Annotated in this window: 23 protein-coding genes and 1 pseudogene; 1 reads left to right on the top strand and 23 read right to left on the bottom strand. The window is 67.9% G+C overall.

Annotated elements, in window-relative coordinates; translation table 11 throughout:
* The 12 genes and pseudogenes from ABXG85_RS09670 to ABXG85_RS09725 form a co-directional block, all read right to left on the bottom strand.
* Positions 1–145, bottom strand: a pseudogene (locus ABXG85_RS09670) (helix-turn-helix domain-containing protein); the annotation flags it as partial.
* 57 nt (positions 146–202) lie between these two features.
* Positions 203–562, bottom strand: coding sequence for a hypothetical protein (locus tag ABXG85_RS09675; RefSeq protein WP_353513427.1), 360 nt, complete (start codon positions 560–562; stop codon positions 203–205).
* 14 nt (positions 563–576) lie between these two features.
* Complete coding sequence (locus ABXG85_RS09680; protein WP_353513474.1) at positions 577–816, bottom strand: hypothetical protein; 240 nt, start codon at positions 814–816, stop codon at positions 577–579.
* The gene (locus ABXG85_RS09685) at positions 732–1,097 is read right to left on the bottom strand and encodes a hypothetical protein (RefSeq protein ID WP_353513477.1); all 366 of its coding nucleotides are present in this window, start codon (positions 1,095–1,097) and stop codon (positions 732–734) included. The genes ABXG85_RS09680 and ABXG85_RS09685 overlap by 85 nt, the downstream gene beginning before the upstream one ends.
* Positions 1,098–1,155: 58 nt before the next feature.
* Positions 1,156–2,457 carry a TRAP transporter large permease gene (locus ABXG85_RS09690; protein WP_353513428.1) on the bottom strand — a complete coding sequence of 434 codons (1,302 nt, stop codon included), beginning with the start codon at positions 2,455–2,457 and terminating at the stop codon, positions 1,156–1,158.
* A complete protein-coding gene (locus ABXG85_RS09695) occupies positions 2,454–2,915 on the bottom strand; it encodes a TRAP transporter small permease (protein WP_353513429.1) in 462 nt (153 codons plus the stop codon). The genes ABXG85_RS09690 and ABXG85_RS09695 overlap by 4 nt, the downstream gene beginning before the upstream one ends.
* The gene (locus ABXG85_RS09700) at positions 2,912–3,868 is read right to left on the bottom strand and encodes a TRAP transporter substrate-binding protein (RefSeq protein WP_353513430.1); all 957 of its coding nucleotides are present in this window, start codon (positions 3,866–3,868) and stop codon (positions 2,912–2,914) included. Before ABXG85_RS09700 ends, ABXG85_RS09695 begins: the two co-directional genes overlap by 4 nt.
* 25 nt (positions 3,869–3,893) lie before the next feature.
* Positions 3,894–4,883: an ABC transporter substrate-binding protein gene (locus ABXG85_RS09705; RefSeq protein ID WP_353513431.1), complete on the bottom strand. Its 990-nt coding sequence runs from the start codon at positions 4,881–4,883 to the stop codon at positions 3,894–3,896.
* Positions 4,880–5,650: an ABC transporter permease gene (locus ABXG85_RS09710; RefSeq protein WP_353513432.1), complete on the bottom strand. Its 771-nt coding sequence runs from the start codon at positions 5,648–5,650 to the stop codon at positions 4,880–4,882. The genes ABXG85_RS09705 and ABXG85_RS09710 overlap by 4 nt, the downstream gene beginning before the upstream one ends.
* The gene (locus ABXG85_RS09715; protein WP_353513433.1) at positions 5,637–6,410 is read right to left on the bottom strand and encodes an ABC transporter ATP-binding protein; all 774 of its coding nucleotides are present in this window, start codon (positions 6,408–6,410) and stop codon (positions 5,637–5,639) included. Before ABXG85_RS09715 ends, ABXG85_RS09710 begins: the two co-directional genes overlap by 14 nt.
* Positions 6,407–6,955: a peroxidase-related enzyme gene (locus ABXG85_RS09720; protein WP_353513434.1), complete on the bottom strand. Its 549-nt coding sequence runs from the start codon at positions 6,953–6,955 to the stop codon at positions 6,407–6,409. Before ABXG85_RS09720 ends, ABXG85_RS09715 begins: the two co-directional genes overlap by 4 nt.
* Positions 6,949–7,758 carry a cyclase family protein gene (locus ABXG85_RS09725; protein ID WP_353513435.1) on the bottom strand — a complete coding sequence of 270 codons (810 nt, stop codon included), beginning with the start codon at positions 7,756–7,758 and terminating at the stop codon, positions 6,949–6,951. The genes ABXG85_RS09720 and ABXG85_RS09725 overlap by 7 nt, the downstream gene beginning before the upstream one ends.
* 393 nt (positions 7,759–8,151) lie before the next feature.
* Between ABXG85_RS09725 and ABXG85_RS09730 the strand changes: the two genes are divergently transcribed.
* Positions 8,152–8,937, top strand: coding sequence for a glycoside hydrolase family 191 protein (locus tag ABXG85_RS09730; RefSeq protein WP_353513475.1), 786 nt, complete (start codon positions 8,152–8,154; stop codon positions 8,935–8,937).
* On the opposite strand, the gene ABXG85_RS09735 is transcribed toward ABXG85_RS09730, so the two are convergent.
* The 11 genes from ABXG85_RS09735 to ABXG85_RS09785 form a co-directional block, all read right to left on the bottom strand.
* A complete protein-coding gene (locus ABXG85_RS09735) occupies positions 8,918–9,619 on the bottom strand; it encodes a hypothetical protein (RefSeq protein ID WP_353513436.1) in 702 nt (233 codons plus the stop codon). The two genes, ABXG85_RS09730 and ABXG85_RS09735, sit on opposite strands and share 20 nt — an antisense overlap.
* The gene (locus ABXG85_RS09740) at positions 9,600–10,862 is read right to left on the bottom strand and encodes a hypothetical protein (RefSeq protein WP_353513437.1); all 1,263 of its coding nucleotides are present in this window, start codon (positions 10,860–10,862) and stop codon (positions 9,600–9,602) included. The genes ABXG85_RS09735 and ABXG85_RS09740 overlap by 20 nt, the downstream gene beginning before the upstream one ends.
* Positions 10,859–12,280 (bottom strand): GT4 family glycosyltransferase PelF, encoded by a 1,422-nt coding sequence (gene pelF / locus ABXG85_RS09745; RefSeq protein WP_353513438.1) that lies wholly within the window; start codon positions 12,278–12,280, stop codon positions 10,859–10,861. Before pelF ends, ABXG85_RS09740 begins: the two co-directional genes overlap by 4 nt.
* Complete coding sequence (locus ABXG85_RS09750; protein WP_353513439.1) at positions 12,261–14,372, bottom strand: Agd3-related carbohydrate-binding protein; 2,112 nt, start codon at positions 14,370–14,372, stop codon at positions 12,261–12,263. Before ABXG85_RS09750 ends, pelF begins: the two co-directional genes overlap by 20 nt.
* Before the next feature lie 4 nt (positions 14,373–14,376).
* Positions 14,377–16,329, bottom strand: a complete 1,953-nt coding sequence (locus ABXG85_RS09755) for a hypothetical protein (protein ID WP_353513440.1) — start codon at positions 16,327–16,329, stop codon at positions 14,377–14,379.
* A gap of 11 nt (positions 16,330–16,340) precedes the next feature.
* A complete protein-coding gene (locus tag ABXG85_RS09760; protein WP_353513441.1) occupies positions 16,341–17,099 on the bottom strand; it encodes a hypothetical protein in 759 nt (252 codons plus the stop codon).
* Positions 17,100–17,110: 11 nt separating this feature from the next.
* Positions 17,111–19,318, bottom strand: a complete 2,208-nt coding sequence (locus ABXG85_RS09765; protein ID WP_353513442.1) for a dockerin type I repeat-containing protein — start codon at positions 19,316–19,318, stop codon at positions 17,111–17,113.
* A 244-nt stretch (positions 19,319–19,562) separates the two neighbouring features.
* Positions 19,563–20,948, bottom strand: a complete 1,386-nt coding sequence (locus ABXG85_RS09770) for a hypothetical protein (RefSeq protein WP_353513443.1) — start codon at positions 20,946–20,948, stop codon at positions 19,563–19,565.
* Positions 20,949–20,965: 17 nt separating this feature from the next.
* Positions 20,966–21,763, bottom strand: coding sequence for an ABC transporter permease (locus ABXG85_RS09775; RefSeq protein ID WP_353513444.1), 798 nt, complete (start codon positions 21,761–21,763; stop codon positions 20,966–20,968).
* On the bottom strand, positions 21,756–22,691 hold the full coding sequence (locus tag ABXG85_RS09780; protein ID WP_353513445.1) for an ABC transporter permease: 936 nt from the start codon (positions 22,689–22,691) through the stop codon (positions 21,756–21,758). The genes ABXG85_RS09775 and ABXG85_RS09780 overlap by 8 nt, the downstream gene beginning before the upstream one ends.
* The gene (locus tag ABXG85_RS09785) at positions 22,692–24,173 is read right to left on the bottom strand and encodes an ABC transporter substrate-binding protein (RefSeq protein WP_353513446.1); all 1,482 of its coding nucleotides are present in this window, start codon (positions 24,171–24,173) and stop codon (positions 22,692–22,694) included.
* Positions 24,174–24,181: the final 8 nt, after the last annotated feature.

The raw sequence follows: 24,181 nt of genomic DNA on the forward strand, positions 1-24,181 counted from the left end.
TTTGCTCGGAGAAGGACACGCTTCTCTTCGCCTTCTTGTAGGCCTCTCTCCTCTCCTGCAAGGCGGCGTTGTAGAGGTGGCGGCAGAGGTCTAGGGTGCGCTCCAGGTCCTTGGCCTGGGGCTGGGTGGGGTAGAGGCGGTACTTGAAGGCTTTGCGCGTCCCCGTCCTCCACGTAGGATAGCGCGCTTTTCGCTTATCCCGCTACACGCTCCTTCGGAGCGCGTGGGGGTCCCCCCGGTTTGAAAACCGGGGCGTTATGGCCCCCACACCCCCTTTTCTGTAAGGGTGGCCCACGCGGGTCCTGACCTCCTCCCGCACCCAACGCCCGTAGTAGCGCACGTCCCAAGCAAGGCCCTGGGCCCCGAAGAAGCTGTCGCCTTGGGTGGCCTTGGCCCGGTATTCCGGGTTCACCGGGGGGTGGCCGAAGAAGCGGGGCGGGATTTCCACCAGGGCCTTGTTGATGAGGACCGCCACAGGGTTCAGGTCCCCGGCGTGTGCGGAAAGGCCCAGGCGCTGGGCCTCGAGGGGTATGGTGCCGCCCCCGGCGAAGGGGTCCAGCACCGGGGGAGCCAAGGCTAGGAGGGCTTCGATCTGCTTGCGGTCGGTGGGGGAGGCGGGTGGGGTTTTGCCCAGGGAGCGGGCGAGGCTTTTGGCGATCTCGTACTGCGCCTCGGCGATGACGCCCGTTTTGGGTCTAGGGCCGCCTTGGGATCTTTCACGTGGTCCCAGTTCACCAGGCGTTCCAAAAGCGCAAACAGGCGCTCCCGCTCCTTCTCCGCCTCTTGGGGCGGTAAGTACTCCCCGAGGTCGTCCACCAGGCTGGCGAAGAGGACGGCGCGGGCGGCGGCCAAGGGGCGCCTTCCAGCTCCTCGCTGGGGAACTCTTCTTGTTCCTCTATGTCCTCTTCCACCTCCAGTTGGGCCAGGTCCTCGGGGTAGAGCAGGGTTTCGCCGAGCCTGCCCTGAGCGTTGCGGTAGGTGATCTTGAGGGCGCTCTCGAGGGGCTGTACGTGCTCCACGTACACGCTTTGCCCGGGGAGGAGGCCTTTCAGACGAAGCCCCGGACGCAGGGCATGGGGTTGAGGGTCGTGGCCCACGGGGCCCGTTTAATGGCCCCGGGAGCCCTGCACCCGGACGCCGGGCCTAGGCCCTGCGCTACCCCCCCGTCATGGTCCGGGGGAGCCAGGTGGCCAGTTCCGGGAAGGCCACCAGAAGGGCCACCATGAGGAGCAGGACCCCCATGAAGGGCAGGGCGTAGCGGGCGATGTGGAAGAGGTCCTCCCCGGTGAGGGACTGGAGGACGAAGAGGTTGAAGCCCACCGGGGGGGTGATCTGGGCCAGCTCCACCATGAGCACCAGGTAGACGCCGAACCACAAGGGGTCCACCCCGATAGCCTTCACCACGGGCAGGATCACGCTGATGGTCAGGACCACGATGGAGATGCCGTCCAGAAACCAGCCCAAGACGATGTACACCAGGCTCAGGAAGAAGATGAGGGCCAAGGGGGTGATCCCCGCCTCCACCGCCCAGGCGGCCAGGGCCCGGGGGATGCCGGTGAAGCCCATGGCCAGGGTGAGCACCCCGGCCCCCGCCAGGATGAGGCCGATCATGCTGGTGGTGCGCACCGCCCCGAGGAGGCTTTCCCAGAAGAGGGTAGGGGAGAGCTCCCGGTTGAGGGCCGCCAGGAGAAAGGCCCCCGCTACCCCGATGGCCGCCGCCTCCGTGGGGGTGGCCACCCCTAGGTAGATGGAACCCAGCACCAGGAGGATGAGGAAGAGGACGGGGAAGACCTGGAGGAAATCCCTCAGGGCCTCCCCCAAGGGCTTGGCCGCCTCCTTCGGGATCTCGTTCCGCCTGAGGAAGGCCAGGAGGGAGAGGAGGAGCATGAAGAGGAGGGTCAGGACCACCCCGGGCACCACCCCGGCCATGAAGAGCCGGGCCACGGACACCTCGGCCATCACCCCGTAGACGATCATGACGATGCTGGGCGGGATGAGGAAGCCCAAGGTCCCCGCCCCCGCCAGGGAGCCCAGGGCCAGGGCCTTGGGGTAGCCCCGCCGCAGGAGTTCCGGCAGGGTGAAGCGGCCCACGGTGGCGGTGGTGGCGGCGGAGGAGCCGATCACCGCGGCGAAGAGGGCGCTCGCCACCACGTTCACGTGGAGAAGCCCCCCAGGAAGCCGGGAAAGGAGCGGGGCGAGCCCCTGGAACAGCCCCTGGGCCAGCCGGGAGCGGTAAAGGACCTCCCCGAGCCAGACGAAAAGGGGCAAGGCGGCCAGGCTCCAGCCGGAGGTGGCGGTCCAGAGGGCGGTGGCCAGGTTGGGCCCCAGGGGGGCGGTGGTGTAGAGGGCCAAGGCCAAAAGGCCCACCAGGAGGAGGGCGAGCCCCACGTACACCCCCAGGCCCAAAAGGGCGAAGAGGGCGAGGATGAGGACCAGGCTGGCCTCGAGGAGGCTCACCGCGCCCCCCTTAACGTACTTAGGAAGGCCTCCAGAAGGGCCAGGCTGAAAACGCTAAGCCCCAGGGCAAGGAAGCTTTGGGGAAGCCAAAGGGGAAGGGGAAGAAGCCCCGGGGCCAGGTCCCCGTAGCGGTAGCTTTCCACCACCCGGGCCCAGGCGTGGTAGGTGGCGTAGAGGCTCCCGCCCAGGCCGAGGAGGAGGGCAAGCCCCTCTAGGGCCCGCTGCGGCCCAGGGGGAAGCCGCCTCAGGAGAAGCCCTACCCGGATGTGCCCCCCGGCCCGCAGGGTGGGGGCGAGGCCCAGGAAGATGAGCCCCGCCGTGGCGAAGCCCGCCAGCTCCAGGGCCGAGGGGACCACGAAGCCCAGGAGGCGCCCCACCACCTGGGCCAGGATGACCAGGAGGATGAAAAGGGCCATGAGGGCCGCCAGGAGCTCGGCCAGCCGATAGAGGACCCTCATCGCCCCAGGTACTGGCGGTAGATCTTCACCCCGGTGGCCCCCGCCTGGCGTTGCCAATCCAGGATCATGGTCTGGCCCACCTTCTTGAGGTCGCTGAGGAGCTGGGGCGAGGGCTTCACCACCTGCATCCCCCGGCTCGCCAGGGTCTGGAGGGCCTTTTCCTCCTGCTCTTGGCTCAGCCGCCAGCCCCGCTCCTCCGCCCGCTTGGCCGCCTGCAAGAGGGCCTCCCGGTCCTGCGGGGAGAGGCTCTCAAAGGCCCGGCGCCCGATCACCACCATGTTCTTCGGGACCCAGGCCTTGACGTCGTAGAAGTAGCGGGCGAAGTCCCAGGCCTGGCTGTCCACCCCGGTGACGGGGGAGGTGATCATGGCCTCCACGATCCCGGTGGCGAAGGCCTGGGGGATGTCCGCCGCCTCCACCTGCACCGGGGTCATGCCCAAGAGCTCCGCCAGCCGGGCCGTGGCGGGGTTGTAGGCGCGGAAGCGCATCCCCTTGAGGTCCTGGGCCGAGTTCACCGGGCGCTTGGTGTAAAGCCCCTGGGGCGGCCAGGGCACGGCGTAGAGGAAGACCACCCCCCGCTGGGCCAGCCACTTTTCCACCTCGGGGCGCTGGGCCTGGTAGAGCCGCCGGGCCTCCTCGTAGCTGGTGGCCACGAAGGGGATGGAGTCCAGGTTGAAGAGGGGGTTCTCGTTGGCCAGGAGGGACATGAGAACCTCCCCCAGCTGGATCTGGCCGTTGCGCACCGCCGGGAGGATGTGCGGGTGGGGGAAGAGGGACCCCCCGGGGTGGACGGTGATCCTCATCCGCCCTCCCGTGGCCTCCTCCACCTCCTTGGCGAACTGGAGGATGTTCTGGGTGTGGAAGTTGGCCGGGGGGTAGGGGGTGGCCATGTTCCAGGTCTGGGCCTGCGCTGCAAGGAGGAACCCGATCAGGGCAACCAAGGCGTTCCGCATAAACGCTCACCTTCCCCGCACACGTTTACCGTTTGGGGGCCTGGTCCACAAAGGCGTTGGTGTAGGTGCGCTTCAGGTCGATCCGCGCCCGGGCCACGTTGGGGTCGAAGGCGGAAAGGACCGTGAGGGGCCTAAGAGGGGCGGTGTCGCTGAAGCGGCCCGTGGGGGAGAAGCTCTCCAGGGAGTTCTTCAACACCTTGAGGTACAGGGCCTTGTCCCCAAGGAAGTACTCCTCGGGCAAGACGGCGGCGATCTCCTCGGGGGATTTGCCCTGCATCCAGCGGAGGCCCCGCACCATGGCGTTCACCAGCCGTTGGGCCGTGTCGGGGTTCCGCTCCAGCCAGGCCCGGGTGGTGTAGAGGACGGCGGCGGGGTACTCCCCGCCCAGGACCTCCCGAGTCCCCTTGGTGGTGCGGGTGTCCGCCAGGACCTTGAGGAGGCCCCGCTCCTGGAGGAGGGTGATGGCGGGCTCCACGTTGGAGAGGGCCTCCACCTGCTTGTTCTGCAGCGCCGCCACCGCTTGCGCCCCCACGGAAACCCCCACCACCGCCACGTCCGTGGGCTTAAGGCCGTTTTTCACCAGGAGGTAGTTCAGGAAGAAGTGGGTGGAGGACCCGGGGGCGGTGACGCCCACCCTCCGCCCCTTGAGGTCGGCCACCGTCTTGATCTGGTCGGCCAGGTCGGCGCGCACCCCGAGGACGATGGCGGGGTAGCGCCCCACCTCCACGAAGGCCACGATGTCCCGGCCCTGGGCCTGCATCTGGATGGTGTGGTCGTAGTAGCCCATGACCACCTCCACGCTTCCCCCGATGAGGGCCTGGAGGGCGCGGGACCCCGCCTGGAGGTCCTGGATCACCACGTCCAGCCCCTCCTCCTTGAAGTAGCCCAACCGCTCCACCACGGTGAGGGGGAGGTAGACCACGGCGGTCTTCCCCCCCACGCCCAGGATCACCCGCTTCTGGGCGAAGCCGAAGGCCAAGAGTGCCACGAGCACCCAAACCCAAAACCGCTTCATGTCCGTCCTCCTTCCTTTGGCCGCCACACCAGGAGCCTTCGCTCCAGGGCGCCCACCAGGGCGTCCAGCACCAGGACGAAGGCCATGAGGACCACCATCCCGGCGAAGACCCCCGTGGTGTCAAAGACCCCTTCCGCCTGGGCGATGAGGTAGCCGAGCCCGGCGGCGCTCCCCAGGTACTCCCCCACCACCGCCCCGATGACGGCGAAGCCGATGGAGGTCCTTAAGGAGCTGAAGATCCAGCTGGCCGCCGCCGGCAGGTAGACGTGGGCCAGGAGGTGGCGGCGGCTTGCCCCGAGGAGGCGGGCGTTTTGCAGGACCAGGGGGCTCACCTCCTTCACCCCCTGGTAGGTGTTGAAGAAGGCCACGAAGAAGACCAGGGTCACCCCCAGGGCCACCTTGGAGAGGAGGCCCAGGCCGAACCAGAGGGTGAAGATAGGGGCGAGGACCACCCGGGGGATGGCGTTCAGGGCCTTCACGTAAGGGTCCAGCACCGCCGCCACGCCGGGGGCCAGGGCGAGCCACAGCCCGAAGACCACCCCGAGGAGGGTACCGAGGGCGAAGGCCAGGAGCATCTCCACGGTGGTGACGTAGAGGTGGGGGTAGACCTCGCCCGTGGCGAACCAGCGCCAGATGCGCTTGGCGATCTCGGAGGGGAGGGAGAAGAAGAAGGGGTCGAGGCGGCCGGTCCTCGAGGCCCACTCCCAAAGGAGCAGGAGGCCTATAAGGAGCCCCGCCTGCCAAAGCCTGACCCTAAGCCCCCGCATGGGCCCGCATCACCTCCCCCCTGAGGAGCTCCCAGATCTCCCGGTGAAGCCGCAAAAACTCTGGGGTGAGCCGGATCTCCGCCACGTCCCGGGGCCGGGGTAAGGGGATGGGAAACTCCCCGATGGGCCGGGAGCGGGGCCCGGCGGCCAGGACCACCACCCGGTCGGAGAGGGCGATGGCCTCCTCCAGGTCGTGGGTGACGAAGAGCACCGTCTTGCGGTCCTCCTGCCAAAGCCGGAGGAGCTCGTTCTCCATCAGTTGCCGGGTCTGCACGTCCAAGGCCGAGAAGGGCTCGTCCATAAGGAGGAGCCGAGGGCCGGCGATGAGGACCTGGGCTAACCCCACCCGCTTGCGCATCCCCCCGGAGAGCTGGTGGGGGAAGTGGTGGGGGAAGCGCCCAAGCCCCACCTTCTCCAGCCAGGCCCTGGCCCGCCGTCGGGCCTCGGGCCAGGGGAGGCCGCGGAAGACCAGGGGAAGGGCCACGTTGTCCAAGGCGGTCTTCCAGGGGAGGATGGCGTCTTGCTGGAAGAGGTAGCCCGCCATGGGGTTGAGGCCCTTGAGGGGCTTCCCCTCCAGGAGGACCTCCCCCTGGCTTGGGGAAAGGAGGCCCGCCGCCACGTTCAAGAGGGTGCTCTTGCCGCACCCCGTGGGCCCCACCAGGCTCACGAACTCCCCGGGGGCGAGGCGGAGGGTAACCCCTTCCACCGCCACGTAGTCCCCGAAGGCCACGGCGACCTGGCGGAACTCCAGCAGGCTCATGGGTAGTACTCGGGGTTGGGCCGGATGCCCAGGGCGTTCAGGAGGCGGTTGGTGAAGTTGAACATGGCGGCCACCTCGGCCGCCTCGAGGATGGCCTCGTCCGAAAGCCCCGCCTCCCGAAGGGGCCTTAGGTCCTCCTCCGTCATGGCGGGGTGCTGGTGGGTAAGCTTCAGGGCAAAGTCCACCAGGGCCCGCATCCTCGGGGGAAGCTCCGCCCGGCGGGGGTTAGCGGCCAGGACCTCGGGAAGCCGCCAGTCCCCGGTGAGCTCCTTGAGGTAGCGCTTGTGGCTCGCCACGCAGTACTCGCAACGGTTCTCCCCGCTCACGGCGATGGCCATGGCCTCCCGCTCCTCCCGGGTCAGGAGGCCCTCCTCCCGCATGAGGGCGTGGTAGTAGCGGAACCAAAGGAGGAAGCGGGGGCTTAAGGCGAAGGCCCGGGCCACGTTGGGGACGAAACCCGTCCGCTCCCGGAACTCCCGGAAAAGGGCCCGCACCTCCTCGGGAAGCTCCCCCTCCTCGGGCACCCGGAGCCAGGAGATCACCATACCGCCACCGCCCGCACCGGGCCGCCGGAGGCCCTTTGGTGCTTGGGCCCGCCCACGAAGAGGAGGGCCCCAGCGGGGGGCACCTGGGCCAGGTTCGCCAGGTTCTCCAGCCCGTACTTCCCCGCCCCCAGGAGGATCACGTGGGCCTTGAAGTCCTTGGAGGGACCGTGGTCCAGGGAGAGGGTGTCCACCCCCACCCCCACGATCTCCCGCTCCCGCACCAGGAACTCCGCCGCCTCGGGGGAGAAGCCGGGGAAGTGGAGGGTGCCGGAGGCGTCCTGGTTTAGGAAGGCCTTGGGGTCGCGCCAGCGGGCCTCCCAGCCCGAGTGCATGGCCACGAAGGCCCCTTTGGGGAGGCGGCCGTGCTGGCGCTCGTAGGCCAGGAGGTCGTCCACGGTCACCTGGGTGTCGGGGTCTCTGGCCGCCCTTTCGTGGAGGTGGATCACCGCCAGGGGGGCGATGAGGCTAGCCACGGGGAGCTTCTCGGCGGTGAGGCCCCCTTCGGCGAAGTGGGCGGGGGCATCCATATGGGTGCCGGAGTGCTCCCAGAGGTCCAGGCGGTTCCCGTAGTAGCCGTTTTGCCGCACGGTGACCAGGGTGGTGATGCGCATGGGCTCGGCCCCGGGGAAGAGGGGGATCTCCGGGGAGAGCTCGTGGGTGAGGTCCACCGCCCGGCTGAAGGCCTTGCCCTGGACCTCCGCTTGCGCCAAGGCCTTACCCGCCAAAAGCCCCAGGCCCGCCCCCAGGAAAGCCCTGCGGGAAAGGGTGCGGGCCACCTCCTCCATCACCAAAGGCGCGCACACGCTTGCCTCCTTTCTTGCCGTATAAACTTACCACGGGGCCCAAAAGGTAGGCAAGGGCTAGCGGGCCCCGCCGTTCTTCGCCTCGTCCAGGCCAGCCCTGGCGCTCTCTAGGACGCCCTTTTGCCCATGCACACCCTGACCCTAGGCAAACTCCCGATGTGTGGGGTGGGCGCTCATCCAACCGGGACCTCGCTCTCAGGGAAAGGCGTTATGGTGAAGGCAATGGAGGGGTGGGGATTATCCCATACGGTCTTTGGGCGGTGGGCACGCAGGGTCCCTTGGCTGGGTTTGCTGCTTTTCGCCTTTGCGGCTTGCCAGGTTGCGGGTAGCCTTACCAAGCCTCCGGCAAACCCACCTCCTGCGCCCCTTCCTGTTCCGAGCGCGCGCACTTGGATCTACCAGCTCACGGGTTATCCTTCTACGGGACTGGCCGCCTTGGGAGCCGCGGCCGCTGACCTTTACGTGATTGACCTGACCAAGGATGGGGCAACGCCGTGGTCGGGCCCGGAGCTCGCCGCCCTTAAGGGAAAACCCGCCTTGGCCTACATGGAGATTGGGGGGATGGAAAACTATCGGCCGGAGTATCCGCTGGTCCAAAAAGAGGCGCCCGATCTCCTCCTAAATGCGGTGCCGGGCTGGAGCGGGGAGTGGTACGTCAAGTACTGGGACGAGCGCTGGTGGAACCTGGCGGTGCGGCCGAGGCTGGACAAGGCCCTGGCGGCGGGGTTTAAAGGGGTTTACCTGGACCTGGTGGACGCCTATGAGGGGATCAGCTTGCGCTTGGTCCCGGGAGAAACCCGCGATAGCCTGGCCGCAAAGATGGTGGCCCTCCTGGGGCGGATCAGCCAGTATGCTAAGGCCAAGCGGCCGGACTTCTGGGTCTTCCCTCAAAACGCCCCCGAGCTCAGAATGCGCCAGGGGTATCTCTCGGCAATAGATGGTATTGGCCTCGAGGAACTCTTCTTCTACGCCACCGACAAACCCTGCGCGGACTCGGGTTGCCAGGAGCGCCTCACCCACGCCCGGGCCATCCGGGATTCGGGCAAGCTGGTCCTCACGGTGGACTACGCCACCCGGCCGGAAAACGTGCGGGCGGCGTGCGAGAAGTCCCGGGCGGAGGGGTTTGTGCCCTACGTGACCGTGGTGGCCCTGGACCGGATTAGCCCCTTGTGTCCGTGAGGGTCAGGAGGTCCCGCTCCTTGGCAAGAACCGGGGTCAGTCCGTAAGCCAAAGCGCGCCTCTCCGCAAAACGGGCAAGCCTTGGGTCCAGGGCGTAGTCCAGGCTGAACCGCTCCCAGGGGTATTGGGCAAGCGCTTGGGCCCAGCGGGCGTTGGCGCGGAGGACGGTCCGGGGAAGAGGTTTCCCGCCCCCTTCCCAGGTGGTGGAGAAGGCCTCGAAGACGATTCCGTCCACCAGGTCCGCCAGGTGGGGTAAAAGGGCGAAGCCGCGGTTGGCGAGAAGATAGCAAGGTCCCACCGCCTTGCGGAGTTCCAAGAGGAGGCGCAGGGTGCCTTCCCGGCTCGTGGCCGCTCCCTGGTCCAGGGTGTCCAGGAAGAGGCCGCGGAAGCCTCGAGCCAGGTAGAGCAAGGCGCTTTCCACCACCCTGGCCACCCAGCCCGGATGGTTGGGGTCCACGATCCTCGTGTTCCAAAGGGGGTTCACGCCCCGCTGCCACGGGGCCTCGGGGCCTGGGTCTTCCCCGAGGCTGAGGTAGGCCAGGGGCTCGGTGGGGGCCAGGGCGTCAAGCTCCTCGGGGGTGTAGGCCCAAGGTTGCAGGACCACGCGGCGGAAGGCCCGAAGCTCGGCAAGCCTTCCCTGGCCGTAGTAAAAGGCGAGGGGCTTAAAGGAGGTAGACGCCATAGCGCTCCGGGTGGCGCAAGTACTCCAGGAAGTAGAGGAGGAGGGAAAGGCCCACGGCCCCCAGGATCAAGGGGTCTCCCGTGAGGTGGAGGAGGAGGGCGCTTGCGAGCAGGGCGAGGGCGCTAGCCCGGATGCCCCCAAGGGCGTTGAGGCCTAAGGCCACGGCACTGGTAAAGCCCAAGAAGCCAAAGCCGAGGAGGGCCTTTCCGTAGGCGTCCGACCAGGGAAGCGCGAGGAGAAGGAGCATGGCGGGAACCGAGGCGGTAAAGGCGTAAGTCCAGAAGGCGCGTTGGATGCTGAGAAGGAGGGCTTCCGGGCTCGCCTTTTGCCAAAGGGTTTCGCCCAAGGCTTGTACGAAGGCGGCGAGGCGCATCTCTATGAGCAAAGCGGCGAGAAGGTAGGCGGCGAGGCCCAAAAGCGCTCCTTGCCCTGCCCCTTCCACGAGGCGCCAGAGCACAAGGCCTTGCCCCAAGCCGTATGCGGCGTAGATCCATTCGGTTTGGAAGGCGGAGTGCACGAACAAAAGGCCGTGCGGTTTTGGCATCCCCACGTCCCACAGGAGGAAGGCTAGGGGGAGAAGCCCCACCCAAAGGGGGGAAGCCCCCACCAGCCGGAGGGCGATCGCCCCCGAGAGAAAGGCGGCGGCTACCCCTGTGGCCTTGCCCTCGAGGCCCTTAAGCGTCAGGACCCCCACCGCCACCCAGGCCACGCCCACGCTCCAGGAGGCGGCCGGGCCTAAATCCCAAGGGGCGGTAAGGGAAGCGCCCACGACCCCCAGCCAGGCAAAGGCGGTGTGGACGCTTGGGACCTCCCCCGGGGCGAGCTCCACCGCTGCCTTGAGGGCGCCCCGGGCGGCCAACTGACTCCAGGCCAGGAGGAAGAGGGCAGGAAGCCACCCCACCTCCCCGGCGCCTTGAAAGGCCACCAGGGTACCCAGGAGGGTGAGGGCCACCGCCAGGTGCCGTAGCCCCAGGCCCCCTCGAGGCCTAGGGGCCTTTGCCCGGGGGCGAAAATCGCGCTGGGCCAGGGCGAAGAGGGCTTGGGCCAGGGCGAAGGTACTGGGAAGGTCAAAGAGCCGTTCCACGCGGTAGCGGTTGTAACCCAGCACCTCCAGGTGGGCGGCGAGCTCGTAAGGGTCGCTCACCTGGGCGAGAAGGTCTTGCAAGGAACGGGCCAGGTCCTGTAGCCCTTGGGGGGCAGGAGGCGGGAAGGTGGGGGGGCGGTACTCCCCTCGAGCGCTCACTCGGGCACCTCCACCGCTCCGCGCAAGGCTAGGCCCTCGTAAATGGCGGAGAACTCTTGCAGCATTCGCTCCAGGGTATACAGGGCGAGCACCTTTTCCCGCGCCTTTTGGCCCAGCTCCAGGCACCGTTCGGGGTCTTGTAGAAACCCTAAGAGGCCTTCCGCCAACGCTTCCGGATCCATGGCGGGCACCACCTTGCCCACGTCCTCCAGGACTTCCCCCACGCTCCCCACCCGGGTGCCCACCAGGGTGCGGCCCACGGCCATGTTTTCGATCACCGTGTAGGGGAAGCCTTCGGAGATGCTGGAAAGCACCCCCACCCACCCCTGGTGGTAGGCCTGGTACACAGGGCTTGCCGGCCCCATGAAGCGCACGTTGGCCGCAAGGCCTAGTTCTTCCACCCGGGCCCTGACGCTGACGGCGTAGCCCTCGTTGCCTCGAGGCACGGGGCCGAAGAGGAGGAGCCTGGCTTCCGGAAGCGCCTCCCGCACCCTCTTGAAGGCCTCCACTAGGGTGAGGAGGTCCTTCAAGGGGTCAATCCGCCCCACCCATACGGCGGTGGGGGGGCCTTCCAGGCGAGGGGGCGCCTCGGGAAACTGGGTGGGGTCTATGCCGTTGGCCACCACCCGGATGCGCTTGGGATCGGCCCCCAGCTCCACCTCCCAACGCAGGTTGAAGCGGCTCACCGTGGTGATGAAGTCGGCTTTTTGATAGGCCAGGCGGCTCGTGAGGTGGTAGAAGCGGGCCTGGACCAGGCGCTCCGCCGGGGAGGGGTTGGTTTCCGAGAAGGCCAGGTACCGCTCCCGCAAGAAAACCCCGTGCTCCGTGAGGAGGAAGGGCACGCCCAGGTGCCGGGACACGAGCCAGGCGGGGATCACGGCCAGGCCCCCGCTGGTGGCGTGCACTAGGTCCACCTCGGGAATGGGGTCTAAGGCCAGGAGGGGAAGCAGAGTGGAGCGAAGCCAGTGCAAGACGGCAAGCCCCTCCCCTAAGGTGGGGGGGCGGCCGAGGAGGAGGGCAAGGCGTTGGCTGAGGAGCCCTTGGACCTTGGGATGGAGGAAGAGATCGTGAAGGTGGCGCTTGCGAAGGAGGAAAAGCTCCCAAAGCCCTTCTTGGAAGCTGGAAAGGTCGAGCTCCAGAAAGGAGAAGAGCCTTTCTAAGGCGGGAAGAAGGGCGTGCAAGGGAGCGGGGGAAAAGGGGAAGGGCCGGGGCGGGCGGAAGAGGTGAAGGGTTCGCAAGGCGGTTCCGGGGGGAAGGGGCAGGACGGGCTTAGTTTGTTGGGGGCCCCAAAGGGCGAGCACCGTGAACGCGCCCTCTAGACCGAAAAGGAGCTGCTCGCACCAACGGCTTACGCCCCCCACGGCGTAGGGGTAGGTGCCCTCGGTAATGAAGAGAACCCTAAGGCGCTTGGAAGGCATAGGTACCCGTTCCGACAAAGCAGCGGTTCAGGCCGGCGTAGGTTTCGCAGGCGGGGCCTTGGACGCCGGTCACCCAGACGGGCTTGCCCTGGAGGGTGAGGGTGCGGGCGGCGGGATCGATCACCGCTTTCACGCTTCCTGTTCGCACCGCCTCAAAGTGGCGGTAGCGCTTGAGGGCGTGCTCACCGTACTCCCCCCAGGTGGGGGAGAGAAGGGGAAGGGTGGAGTAGGTGGCGTACTTCGCCACGAGGGTTTCCACCCAGTCGAAGATCAGGTTCTTTCCCGGGGCGTACTCGCGGAGGTTCGCCTGGTGGAAGTAGTGGCTTCCCCCGTCGGTGAAGAGGTGCAGGAGGGCAAGGTTTGTTTCCTGCTGCAGGTATTCCCCGTAGGTCAGGTCGCGGGGCCAGTAGGCCTCCGTGCCGCCGGGGCCATACACGCTGTTGTAGGCGTTCAGGGCTTCCTGCGCCGTGGTCACGTTGTAGAAGACGTTGGTGGGCCAGTCCGCCACCAGGTAAAGCCCGGGGGCGAGGGGGTGAGGGTAGGCGCAGGTGCGGCAGGGGGGCTTTTGGCTATTCACGGACCAGTTGACCTTGGCGAAGCGCACCTTGTGCTCCAGTAGGGCCTGGAGGAAGTAGGGATTGGAGGCCCCAAGGCCGTAGTCCGTGCGGGGAAAGTCGTAGGGGTTTTGCCCTTTCCAGCCAAAGCCGGAGTACTGGCCGCTTTTGAACACAGTGTGCTCGTAGCGTAGCCCGAGGAGGCTCGCCACCCGGTTGTTCTCGCCGATCTCGCGTTTTGCCTGGGCCAGGTCGGTGAAGTCCATGTCCCAGTGGGTGTAGGTGTGGTTGTAAAAGCGGAAGGTGTCCTTGAGGGCCTGGCTGGCCTGGACCAGGTCGTCCCCCAGGTTCAGGGGTTCATGCGCCATGTTGCCGGAGGGGTCGCAGGGGTCTTGGTTGTCGTTGGGGTTGGGGTCTGAGACGGCTCCGCAGCCGTTGAGCACCAGGTCCAGGGTGAAGGCCTGGGCCACGGGGTAGGTTTGGCGGAGGGTTGCTTGCTTGGCGGCGACAGCCTGGGCCTCGGCCCCGCTGAGGCGGAAGGTGGGGGCGTTCCCCACCCCGCGGCCCTCTCCCCAGACCTCGGTGGAGAGGAACCAGTCGTCCACGTCCACCCTCAGGTAACGGCTGTACTCTCCCACGTAGACCCCTCGGGTGAGCCAGCGGATGAGCCCCGGGGCCAGGAGCCAGGTGTGGACGAGATAAGGGCTTTGGTCAAAGGTGAGGACGAGCTGCTCCCGCCCGTCAAGGGTCGTGCGCACGATGCCGAAGAGGTTGCCGTCGGCGTCCGTGAGGAGGGAGGTGGCGGCGCAGGTGCCGCTTGGCGCCGCCTTGTAGGCGTAGGCGTGCCGGAGGGGCAGGGTGCCCGTGAGGTCGGGGAAAAGGCTTTGCCCTTCCGGGGTCAGGGTAAGGGGGTAGCTTTGGGTGGCGAGGTCCAGCCCGTTCGGATCCCTGGCCGCGGGGCTTGGGGTGGAGAAGCCCTCCACGTTGCTCAGGCAGCGGTCCTCAGGGTAGGTCCCCGGGTAGGTGTATAGGACGAGTTCCCGCACCCCATAGTCCCGCTCGTAGGCCCAAAGGCGGTTCCAGTCCTCCGGGGACATGTGGAAGGTGGCCCCCGAGCCGGACCAGGTGGCCAGTTGGCCCTCCGCCAGGACCACCCCTTGGAAGCGCCCGGTGCCGTCGGGGTTGGTGAGGGAAACCTGGCTGAAGGGCGTCTGGCTCACGTTCACCACCTCGTAAGGGATGAGCAAGGTATCCAGGATGTCCCGGGCGGCGGCGAAGTGGGGTGCTTGCTCGGGGTTGGTGGAGGTGGTGAGGACCAGGATCCGGGCCTCGTACTTGGCCCCAGAGAGGGCCTGGGGCCGCAAGGGAAGCGTGAGGGGTACGGGCCCCTCGAGGGCCGGCAAGGGGCGGCTTGGGAGCACCGGCAAGGCCGGGGGGGCGAGGGGCGGGCCCTTCACCTGCACCTTGGGCGTTGGGGAGGAAGGGCCTTGGAGGCTACAGGCGGCGAGGAGCAGGGCGAGGAGGGCGAGGCGGCGCATGGCTTCACCTTCCCTTCTGGGGCAGGCCCAGGGGGCTTAGCCCCAGGCCCTGCGGCTGCACGCTTGCCACGCCGCTTCCCGGCTGAACCCCGTTGGCGTCTAAGGTTAGGACGTGCCACCAGGTGTTGTACCCGTTACCGCTTGCTGCGGGGGCCGGGAAGCTGGCCACGGGGTAGCCGGCGTTAAGCACCTGCACTTGGGCCCCTGAGGTGCTCCAACTACCGCCGCCGAAGTACCAGTGAACGTAGACGCGGTAGCTTCCTCCTGGGTAGGTGAAGCGGAGGGTTTCCTGCCCGGGGCCTTGGGGGGTATCCCCTTCCAGGCAGGCGGGGCCGGCGGGGGGGCAGGTGCCCGGGTTGTTCCAGTAGACGTGGTTTGCCGCCGGGTTGTCGGGGTAGAAGAGGTGGAGGTCTAAATCAGCGGCGTTGCTCCAGGATAGGACCACGCGCCACTCGGGCGCGTAGGTCACCGTGAGGGTGAAGTCCCAGGTCCTTGGGGTGCCGCCCCCCTGGGGCGTGGCCTGGAGGCGCAAAGGGTAGGCGCCGGGGGGTGGGTTTTGCACCTGCAGGGCCACGGCTCCGCCGCTTGCGGGAAGGGTAGCGCTGGAGAGGGCGATGCCCGAGGGGGGAGGGGTTCCATCCTGGCGGGTGAGGGCGAGGTCCAAGGAGGTGTTGAAGCCGTTTTGCGGCGTCACGCTCACCTGGAGGCTTCCTGACCCGCCCCAAGGCAGGGTGAGGGCGGTATCCCCGCTTAGGGTGAAGCCCGTGGCTCTCAAGGTGAAGCTTGCCTCCCGCACCCGCCCTTCTCCTTCCGCCCGGAGGGTGAGAGGGTAATCCTGGGGACTCAGGCCCGGATCCAGGGCGAGGGTAAGGGCAAGGGTGAGGGGATTTGGGCCGAGGGTTACCTGGGTGGGGCTAAGCAGGACGCCTGGGGGTGGGTTGACCAGGCTCAGGCTGACCGCCCCGGTGAAGCCGTTTAGGGGCGTAAGGGTGAGGGTGGCCTGGGCGGTGCCGCCCACGGGGGCAGCGGGGGCGCCCGCAAGGCTCAGGAGGAAATCGGGGGCGGTGCTGTTCACCGCAATGGCCCGGCTTCCCGCGCTCCCGGCGCTAAAGAGGATGGCCCCTTGGCTCACGCTTTGGGTGGCGGAAACCCGGTAGACCCTGCCTGCGTAGCCCGAAGGGGTGATGTCCACCACGGTAAGCCCCTCGGCCGCCTGGAGGGTGAGGGGAGGAAGCGCTCCTTGCCCGGAGTTACCCACCAGGACCAGGGCGGTTTCGCCGGGGTTGAGGGTTAAGGACAGGGGGGCCGCCTCGAGGCCCGGCCCCAGGTTCGGGTTCACCACCTTGCGCAAAAGCCGCACCAGGTCCTGCTCGTCCGCATAGCCGCTGGAGTCCAGGTCGGCGTGGTAGCGCCGATAGGCGTTGGGGGAGGCGGCCCCCGTGAGGAGGTCGGCGAGGAGGAGGGCGTCTGCCAGGCTCACCCCCCCGCTTCCGTTCAAGTCCCCCAAGGGGTTCTCTGCGAAGGAAGCGTCCACCTCGTTCTGGCCTAGGCCAGGAAGGGGGGTGTAGCCCTGCGGGGCCAGGTGGCCTTGAGGGGCCAGGTTCCCCGTTTCCCAGGAGGGGGCGAGCCGGGCTGCTTCCGCCTCCAGGATGCGGATCTCGGGCCTTGCCCCCGGCCTAAGGACCTGAAAGCGGACCCGGAGAACCTCGCCGGAGTGGGCTTGGTGGGAAACCCCTGCCAGGCGCACCCGGCCCCCCTCCAGGTGGGCCTCGGTGAGGAGGGGGCTTTGCAGGCCCAGGTAGCGGAGGGCGCTAGGGTCAAAGGTGATTTCCACAAGCAGGCCCCGCGTGGCCTCGCCCCGCAGGACCAGGGTGTCGTGAGAGGGGCCGTTGGCCCCTTGTGGACCCCCGCAGGCGGCGAGGAGGAGAAGGGCGAACAAGTAGGGTCGTCTTGCCATATGGGCACCTCTTATGGGCCGAGGGAAAGGCTACCCCCGGCCACAGGTTCCTCTTCGTAGGAGCCTGCTTGCACCAAGACCCCTTCTTCTAGGAAGAGCGCGCCCCCGCCCGACCCCGTCAGGGCCACCACCCCCACCTGGCCGGGACCCTGGAAGGCTTGGGTTGCTTCGCAGACCACCAGAGCGTTCCAAAGGTTCGGGTTCCGGGAAACCTGGTGGAGGTCGGTGAGGCATCCCTGGGTGAGGAGTCCTGGGCTGAGGGACAGGGTAAAGCCCAGGGGGGCCTCGAGGCGAAACCCCGCTCCTTGGTAGGTCCAGAGGGTCTGGCCCACGCGGATGGCCACGAGGTAGCCGTTCTCCCCCTGCCCCAGGAGTTTCGGCCTAAGGGCCAAGCGAACCGAAACCCCTAGGTCCTTTTCCTGGACCAGGTGGTCGCTTTGCGCTCGGAGCTTGAGGGCGTAGTTTCCGGGAACAAGCGTGTCCAGGGCAGAAACCTCCAGGGTCTGATGGAGCGCGTTGCCCGAAAGCCACACGGAGGAGGGGGTCAAGGTAAAACCGGACGCAGGGCTGCCGTCCGAGTGGACCAAGGTGAAATGCACCGCGCTAGCGAAGCCCCCTTCCGGCGTGAGGGTGACCCGGGTGGCCTGGCTCCTCCCTTGGGGAAGGGTGAGGGTGGAAGGGAGGGGGTCTGAGAGGGTGAAGGAGGGGCCAGGCACCCGGGGAAGCTGGGTACAGGAGGTAAGCCCTAAAAGGGCGAGGAAACCGCGCATCCAAACTTCCTTCATGGAGCCAAGGTGAGGCTTCCTCCGCTAACCGAGGTGTCCTCGGTGTAGTCGGGCTTGGTGAGGACTACATCCGCCACGCTCAGGGTTCCGCCGCCCGTGCCCGTGACGGTTAGGACTGCCACCTGACCGGGGGCGCTGAAGGCGTTGTTGCAGATGAGGGCCACGTTCCACTGGTTGGGGTTCGTGGACACCTGGGCGAAGTCCAGGGTGCACCCTGAGGTCAGGGCGCCCGTGCCTGCGCTCAGGCTGAAGCCGGCGGGTAGCGTCACGCTAAAGAGGGCGGCGCGGTAGGCGTCGGTGGAGCCCACCAGGTTCACCCCCACGCTGTAGGTGTTGCCCGCGCGGCTGAGGAGGGTGGGCTGGAGGGCCTTGGGGGCGGCGCTAACCGTGAGGGTAAAGGTATGGTTCCGGGTGAGGCCGCCACCCGTGGCTTGGAGCGTCAGGGGGTAGGTGCCGGGAGCAACGTTGGGGCCCACGTTCAGAACCAGGGAAACGTTGGTCCCGGTGGTGGGGTTTTCGGCGAAGGCGTAAGCCACCTGGTTGCCCCCGTTTCCGAGAATGGTTCCGCTCAGGCTCAGGCTTACGGGCCCAGAGAAGTGGGTGCGGTTGAGGGTGACGCTTACCGTGCCCGAAGCCCCCTGCGTCACGGTGATGTCGTTCGCGCTCACGGTGAAGTCGTAAAGGGTGACGCTCAGGGGCCGGGTGCGGGTGAGGCTCCCCCCAATTGCCCGCACCTGAAGGTTGTAGCTCCCAGCCGTGGCGCTTCCCGCACCCACGGTTAGGGCCACGGGATTGCTTGTGGGTAAGGAGGCGCTAGCCGGGTTTAGCGTGAGGGAGGTTGGGTTGCCGTTGGCGTCGGTGAGCGCCAGGTTCACGCTCCCGCTGAAGCCGCCGTAGGTGGAGAAAAAGGCCTGAAGGTTTGCCGTTCCCCCCACGGGCAGGGTGAGGGTGCTTTGGTCCAGGTAGAAGTCAAACCCGGGGCTTTCTTGGACCACCAGGGCGAAGGGCTTTTCCCGGACAAGGGTTCCGCTTTCCGCCTTAAGGCGCAGGGTGTAGGTGCCCGGGGCTACCCCGCTCCCCACGGAGAGGGTTAGGGTGCCGCTGAAGGGGCTGTTCAGGTTCACCGTGGAGGGGTTTTGCAGGCTTACCCCGGAGGGGGCGTCCAGGAGGCTTAGGCCCACGGCGCCCGTGAAGCCGTTTTCCGGGGTGAGGGTGAACCCCAGGGTGGCGGTCCCGCCGGGGGTGGTGGTGGTGCTGGGGGCGGCCAGGTCCAAGGTAAAGCTGGGGTAGGGGGCGTGGACCCGGGCGGTGCGGGTGCCAGCGGCGCCGGCTTGGCACTGGATGCTCCCCTCCAGGGTGTTCCCCTGGGCTTCTACTTTGTAGGCCTTGCCCGCGGCCCCCGGGGGGGTTTGGTCCGTCATGGCGATTCCTTGGGGGTGGGTGCAGGACACGCTAGGAAGGGCGCCATTCCCGGAGTTGTTGAGGAGGAGGTAGGCGAAGGACCCCGGGTTCAGGGTGAGGTCCTGCGGGGCGAGCTCGAGGTTGGCCTCGAGGGCCGGGTTTACGATCTTGCGTAGGAGAAGGGCCAGGTCTTGCCCCGTGAGGGTGCCGCTGGAGTTGAGGTCCCCGTGGTAGCGCTGGTAGGCGGTGGGGCTAGTCAGGTTGCCGGCCAAGAGATCCGCAAGCAAGACGCCATCGCTCAGGCTCACGCTCCCGTTTCCGTTCAAGTCGCCTAAGGGGTTTTGCACGAAGCTCGGGTCGGCCTCTGCCTGGGTTATTCCTTGTACCACAGACTGAGACTGCGGCAGGACCAGGGCCTGGGGTCGGAGCCCGCCGCTCCCCCACGTTTGCCTCACGGCCCGCCCCTCCGGGTAGGTTTCCACCACCCGCACCGTGGGCTTCGCCCCGGGCCGGAGCACCTCAAAGGTGAGGGTCAGGATGGCGCCCGAGGGCACATTGGGGGCCACTGCCGCCGCCCGGACCTTCCCCGCTTCGGCGAAAGCCTCGGCGGCGTAGGGGCCTTCCGCCCCCACGTAGCGCAATGCGCTGGGGTCAAAGGTGGCTTCCACCAAAACCCCCCGCACGCCGTCACCCTGGAGCCCCAGGGTCCAGGTTTCCGGGGCCCGGCTCGTGGTGGGTTGCGAGCAGGCTCCGAGGAACAGGCTTAGGGCCAACCCGAATGCGATACGCCAACGCTCTTTCATGGCACCTCCCGAATACAACCCCAAAATCTTTAGCGGGATGGAAGACAACAGACCACGCCCCCCTGAGGAAGGGAAAGGAGAACCGCCACGCTGCGGGGGAAGAAGGCATTAATTATCCATGGATCTCTGCTTCCACCCCGCTATCCCAAGCTTAGAAGGAGGTGAGGAAGTTGTCTTCCGACTTCAGGCCTAGGCCAAAGGCCGAAAGCATCCTACGTCTTTTACACGAGAAGTCCTAAGCCCCCTACGGGAGCTCCGTCAGCCGGCCCAAGGCCACGTAGGGTACGAAGCCGAGTTCCAAGGCGCGCCGTTCCGCCCAGGCCTTGGCCTCGGCGCTTGGGGCCACGTCCAAACTCAGGGCGAGAAGCCCCCGGCTCCGGAAGGGCCATACAGGACTGGGGTCGGCCAGGGCCGGCCTTCCCGTAGCATCCAGGGAGAGCCCTGAGTAGACGACCCCGTCTAGGTAACGGGCGGTGCGCCGGAGGACCCGGAACCCCCGGTGTTGCAGGAACAGGGCCCCGGGATTGGCCTGGCGCAGGCTACGCACCAAGGCGGCCAGGGCGGGGATCTTCTCCGGGTAGAGGTCCGCCAGGTCCAGCCCGTCCAGGAAGAAGCCTTCAAACCCCAAGGCGAGAAGCCGATCCGCTTCGGCGTGCACGTGGGCCTGCCAGGCGGGGGAGGCGGGGTCCATGAGGAGGGTGTCCGGGGCGTAGGGGTTGGATCCGAGGGTGGCGTTCTGCAACCCTCGTCCCTCCGCCTCCGTGCGGGAAACCATCCCCAGGGGCAAGTAAGCCACCACCCTCGTTCCCCCCTCCTTGAGCCCCCGCACCAGGCCCAAAGGGGCTTCCCGGGCCAGGACCACCAGGTCGTATGCCCGGAGGCGGGCGAGCGTTCCGGGGTCGCCCCCGTAGTAAAGCGCCCAGTGCCGCAGCCCCTGGAGGCGGCTTGGGATAGGGGGGAGGGCTGCTTCCCGGGCCCGCACCTCCGCGGCCAAGGCCTCGAGGTCCTGTGGAGCCTGGAGGAAGGCCAGGTAGCCGTAATTGCCGGGGGAGTGGAAGCTGCCCCCCATGGGCCAGAGGGTGTACTCCTGGGCGCTCGGGTGGCCGCGGCCCACCTTGAGTTGCCACAGGCTTCCGGGCTTGGGGAGAGGCAGGGCTTCCCCGAAGGGGATGCGTAGGGCCGCCCACCACCCCCCCGGGAACGTCCCGGTCCGGGCCTCGTAGGGTAGGGAAGCGGTGTAGCGCCGGAAGCGCACGCCCTTGGGGTTCACCGCCAGGTGCAGGTCCGGGGCCTCCTCGTCAAAGGGGTCCCACCGCAGGAAGACCTCGAGGGTATCGTCCTCCCACCACTCGGGGTCGTCCGGGCCCCGCTCCGCCTTGGGCGGCGCCTCCTGCTCCAGGCGCGCCACCACGTACAGGGCTTCCCCGTCGTAGGCCACCTGGAAGCTCCCGGGAAAGCGGGCGGGTTCAGGGGGATAGGTGGTGGTGAGGCGAAGGGGGTATTCGGGAAGCCCCGGGTAGCCTTCCACGTCCCAAGGCCCTTGGGGACGGGGCAGGGCTTGGGCCACCTCCACCCTTTGGGCCAAAGCCAAACCAACCAGGGTCAATAGGGCGAGCAAAATTCGGAGCATGGAACCACTATAGCCCTTTAGCGCCTGGGGTCCAGGCGGTCCCTGAGCCCGTCCCCCAGAAGGTTGAAGCCCAAGACCGCCAGGGAAAGGGCGAGCCCCGGCACCAGGGCGGGGTACGGGGAGAGGGGCAGGAAGCTTTGCGCCTCCCGGAGCATCCGCCCCAGGCTCGGGGCGGGGGGCTGGACGCCGAGGCCCAGATAGGAAAGGGCGGCCTCGGCCAGGAGGGCGGCGGCGAAGGCCAGGCTGGCCTGGACCATGAGGGGCCCGAGGAGGTTGGGGAGGAGGTGGCGGAGGAGGATCCGCCCCCTCGAGGCCCCCAAGGCCAGGGCGGCCTCCACAAAGGGAGCGCTCCGGAGGCTTAGGGCGTAGGCCCGGGCCAGGCGGAAGAAGGCGGGCACCATGGAAAGCCCCACGGCCAGCATGCTGCTCCAGGCCCCGGGCCCTAGGAGGGCGGCGAAGAGGAGGGCGAGGAGAAGCCCGGGGAGGGCGTAAAGGGCCTCCATGAGGAGGCTTAGGGCCCCGTCTCCAAGCCCCCCCAGGTACCCGGCGAAAAGCCCCAAGGCCACCCCCAGGGAAAACCCCACCCCCACGGCGACGCCGCCCACCAGGAGGGCGTTTTTCGCCCCGTGGAGGACCCGGGCCAGGAGGTCCCGGCCCAAGGGGTCGGTGCCCAGGGGGTGCTCAGGGGAGGGGGGGCTTAGGCGGCGGAGGAAGTCCGGGGCGTTGGGGTCCACGGGGTAGAGGAGGGAGGCCAGGGCTAGGAGGAGGAAGAGGCCCACCAGGAGGCCCCCCAAGAGGAGGCTTGGGCTACGCATACTCCACCCTCGGATCCAAGAGCCCGTAGAGGAGGTCCACCAGGAGGTTGAAGAGGACGATGAGGCCTGCCATGGCCAGGACCAAGCCCTGGAGCAGGGGGTAGTCCCGGGCCTCCAGGGCGGTGAGGGCCAGGCTCCCTAGGCCCGGCAGGGCGAAGACCGCCTCCACCACCACCGCCCCCGTGAGGAGGAAGCCCCCCTCTAGGCCGAGCAGGGTGACCAGGGGGAGGCTCGCCGGCTTCAGGGCGTGCTTGAGGAGCACGAGGGCCTCCGGCACCCCCTTGGCCCGGGCGGTGCGGATGTAGTCCTGGGAAAGGACCTCCAGGAGGCTTGCCCGGGCCATGCGGAAGAGGATGGCGGCCCGGGAGAGGGCCAGGGTGAGGGCGGGGAGGAGGAGGTGGCGCAGGGCCTCTTCGGGGCTGGCCCAGCCGGGGAAGCCGCTTGCGGGGAGGAGGGGGAGGTGGACGGCGAAGAGGTAGAGGAGGATCACCCCCAAGAAGAAGGTGGGCAGGGACTGGAGGAAGGCCACAAGCCCGCTTAGGGCGAGGTCCAAAGGGGAAAAGCGCACCGCCAATAGCGCACCGGGAAGGGCCAGGGCCAAGGCCCCCAAAAGCCCCAGGAAGACCAGGGCCAAGGACAAGGGAAGCCGCTCCCGCAAGAGCTCCGCCACGGGCTTGCCGTAGCGGATGGACTCCCCCAGGTCCAGGCGGGCGAGCCCCCCGAGCCAGTCTAGGTAGCGCCTTAGGGGTGGGCGGTCCAGCCCCAGGGTCCGCTCCAGGGCGGCGCGGGCCTCGGGGGAGGCCTCGAGGCCCAAAATGGCCTGCACTGGGTCCCCGGGCAGGAGGAGGAGGAAGGCGAAGACCAGGCTGGCGGCGAGCCAAAGGGTAACCAGGGCGAGGAGGAGGCGCCTTAGGAGGAAGCCCTGCATCTAGCGCGCCAGGTAGACCCGGGTCACGTTGAGGCTAGGGGTGGGCTGGTTCTGCCACCAGCCCATGACCTCGCGGCGCATGGCGGCGATGTAGGGGGCGTTCATCACCCAGAGGTTCACCGCATCCTGGGCCAGGAGGCGTTGCATCGCCTTCATCACCTCGCAGGCCCGGTTGGGGTCAGGGGTGCGCAGGTACTGGGTGTAAAGCTCCCGGAACCGGGGGGAGTCGTAGCGGAAATAGTAGTTGGGGTTGGCGTAGATTCCGATGTCGTGGGGCTCGGAGTGGCCGATGATGGTCATCTGGTAGTCCGCCCCCCGGAAGACCCGGGAGAGCCAGGTGGCCCATTCCACCACCTCCAGCCGCGCCTGGACCCCGATTTGGCTGAGCTGGGCGGCGATGGCCTCCCCGAGCCGCCTTTCGTAGGGGTAAGGGGCGGCCAGGGTGAAGGTGAAGCGCAAGGGGTTGTTGGGCCCGTAGCCCGCCTCCTGCAACAGGGCCCGGGCCCGGGCGGGGTCGTAGGGGTAGAGGCCGGAGAGGTCCTCGTAGCACCGCTCCCCGGGGGAGCGGTGGCTCCCGATGGGGGTGCCGAAGCCCAGCATCACCCCCTCCACCAGGGCCTTCTTGTCCACGGCGTACTGCATGGCCCGGCGGACCCTGGGGTCGTTGAAGGGGGGGCGGCTGTTGTTCATGCCCACGGTGATCTCCGTGGTGGTGAAGCCCGTGACCACCTTGAAGGCCGGGTCCCGCTGCAACACCAAAGCGTTTTCCGGGCTCACCCCTAGGCCGATCACCTGGATGTCCCCGGCCCTAAGGGCGGCGAGCTGGGCGTTCTGGTCGGGGAGGAAGCGGAAGAAGACCCGGTCCAGGTAGGGAAGGCCGGGCTCGTAGTACCCGTCGAAGCGCTCCAGCCGCACCCCCACCCCCCGCTCCCAGGCCACGAAGCGGAAGGGTCCGGTGCCGATGGGGTTCGTCTTTTGCTCCTCCACCCGCCCCTTGGGGCCGATCACGGAGTCGGGGCGGGCCAGGTTGAAGAGGAAGTCCTGGTTGGGCTGGCGCAGGCGGAAGACCACGGTGTAGGGGTCCAGGGCCTCCACGCTCTGGATGTCCTGGTAGTACTCGGGGTGGGTGTGGCCGGACTTGGGGTCCCGGGCCCGGGTGAACTTGAAGACCACGTCCTCGGCGGTGAAGGGGCTCCCGTTGTGGAAGCGCACCCCCTTGCGCAGGTAAAAGGTCCAGGTGAGGCTCGTGGGGCTTCCCTGCCAGCGCTCCGCCAGGGCCGGGACGATCTCCCCCTTCTCGTTGAACCTCACCAGCCCCTGGAGGACGTTGTCGTACAGCATGCGGGGGATTTCCTGGCTGGTGGAGGCGGTGGGGTCCAGGACCGGGGGCTCGGCCAGGATGGCCACCCGAAGCTCCCCGCCCCGGGTCTGGGCCAGGGCGAGGGAGAATCCGAGGACGAGTAGGGCCAGGGTACGCTTCATGGGTTCCT

Origin of the sequence: Thermus sp. LT1-2-5 (assembly GCF_040363165.1) — a bacterium.
Taxonomy (GTDB): Bacteria; Deinococcota; Deinococci; order Deinococcales; family Thermaceae; genus Thermus.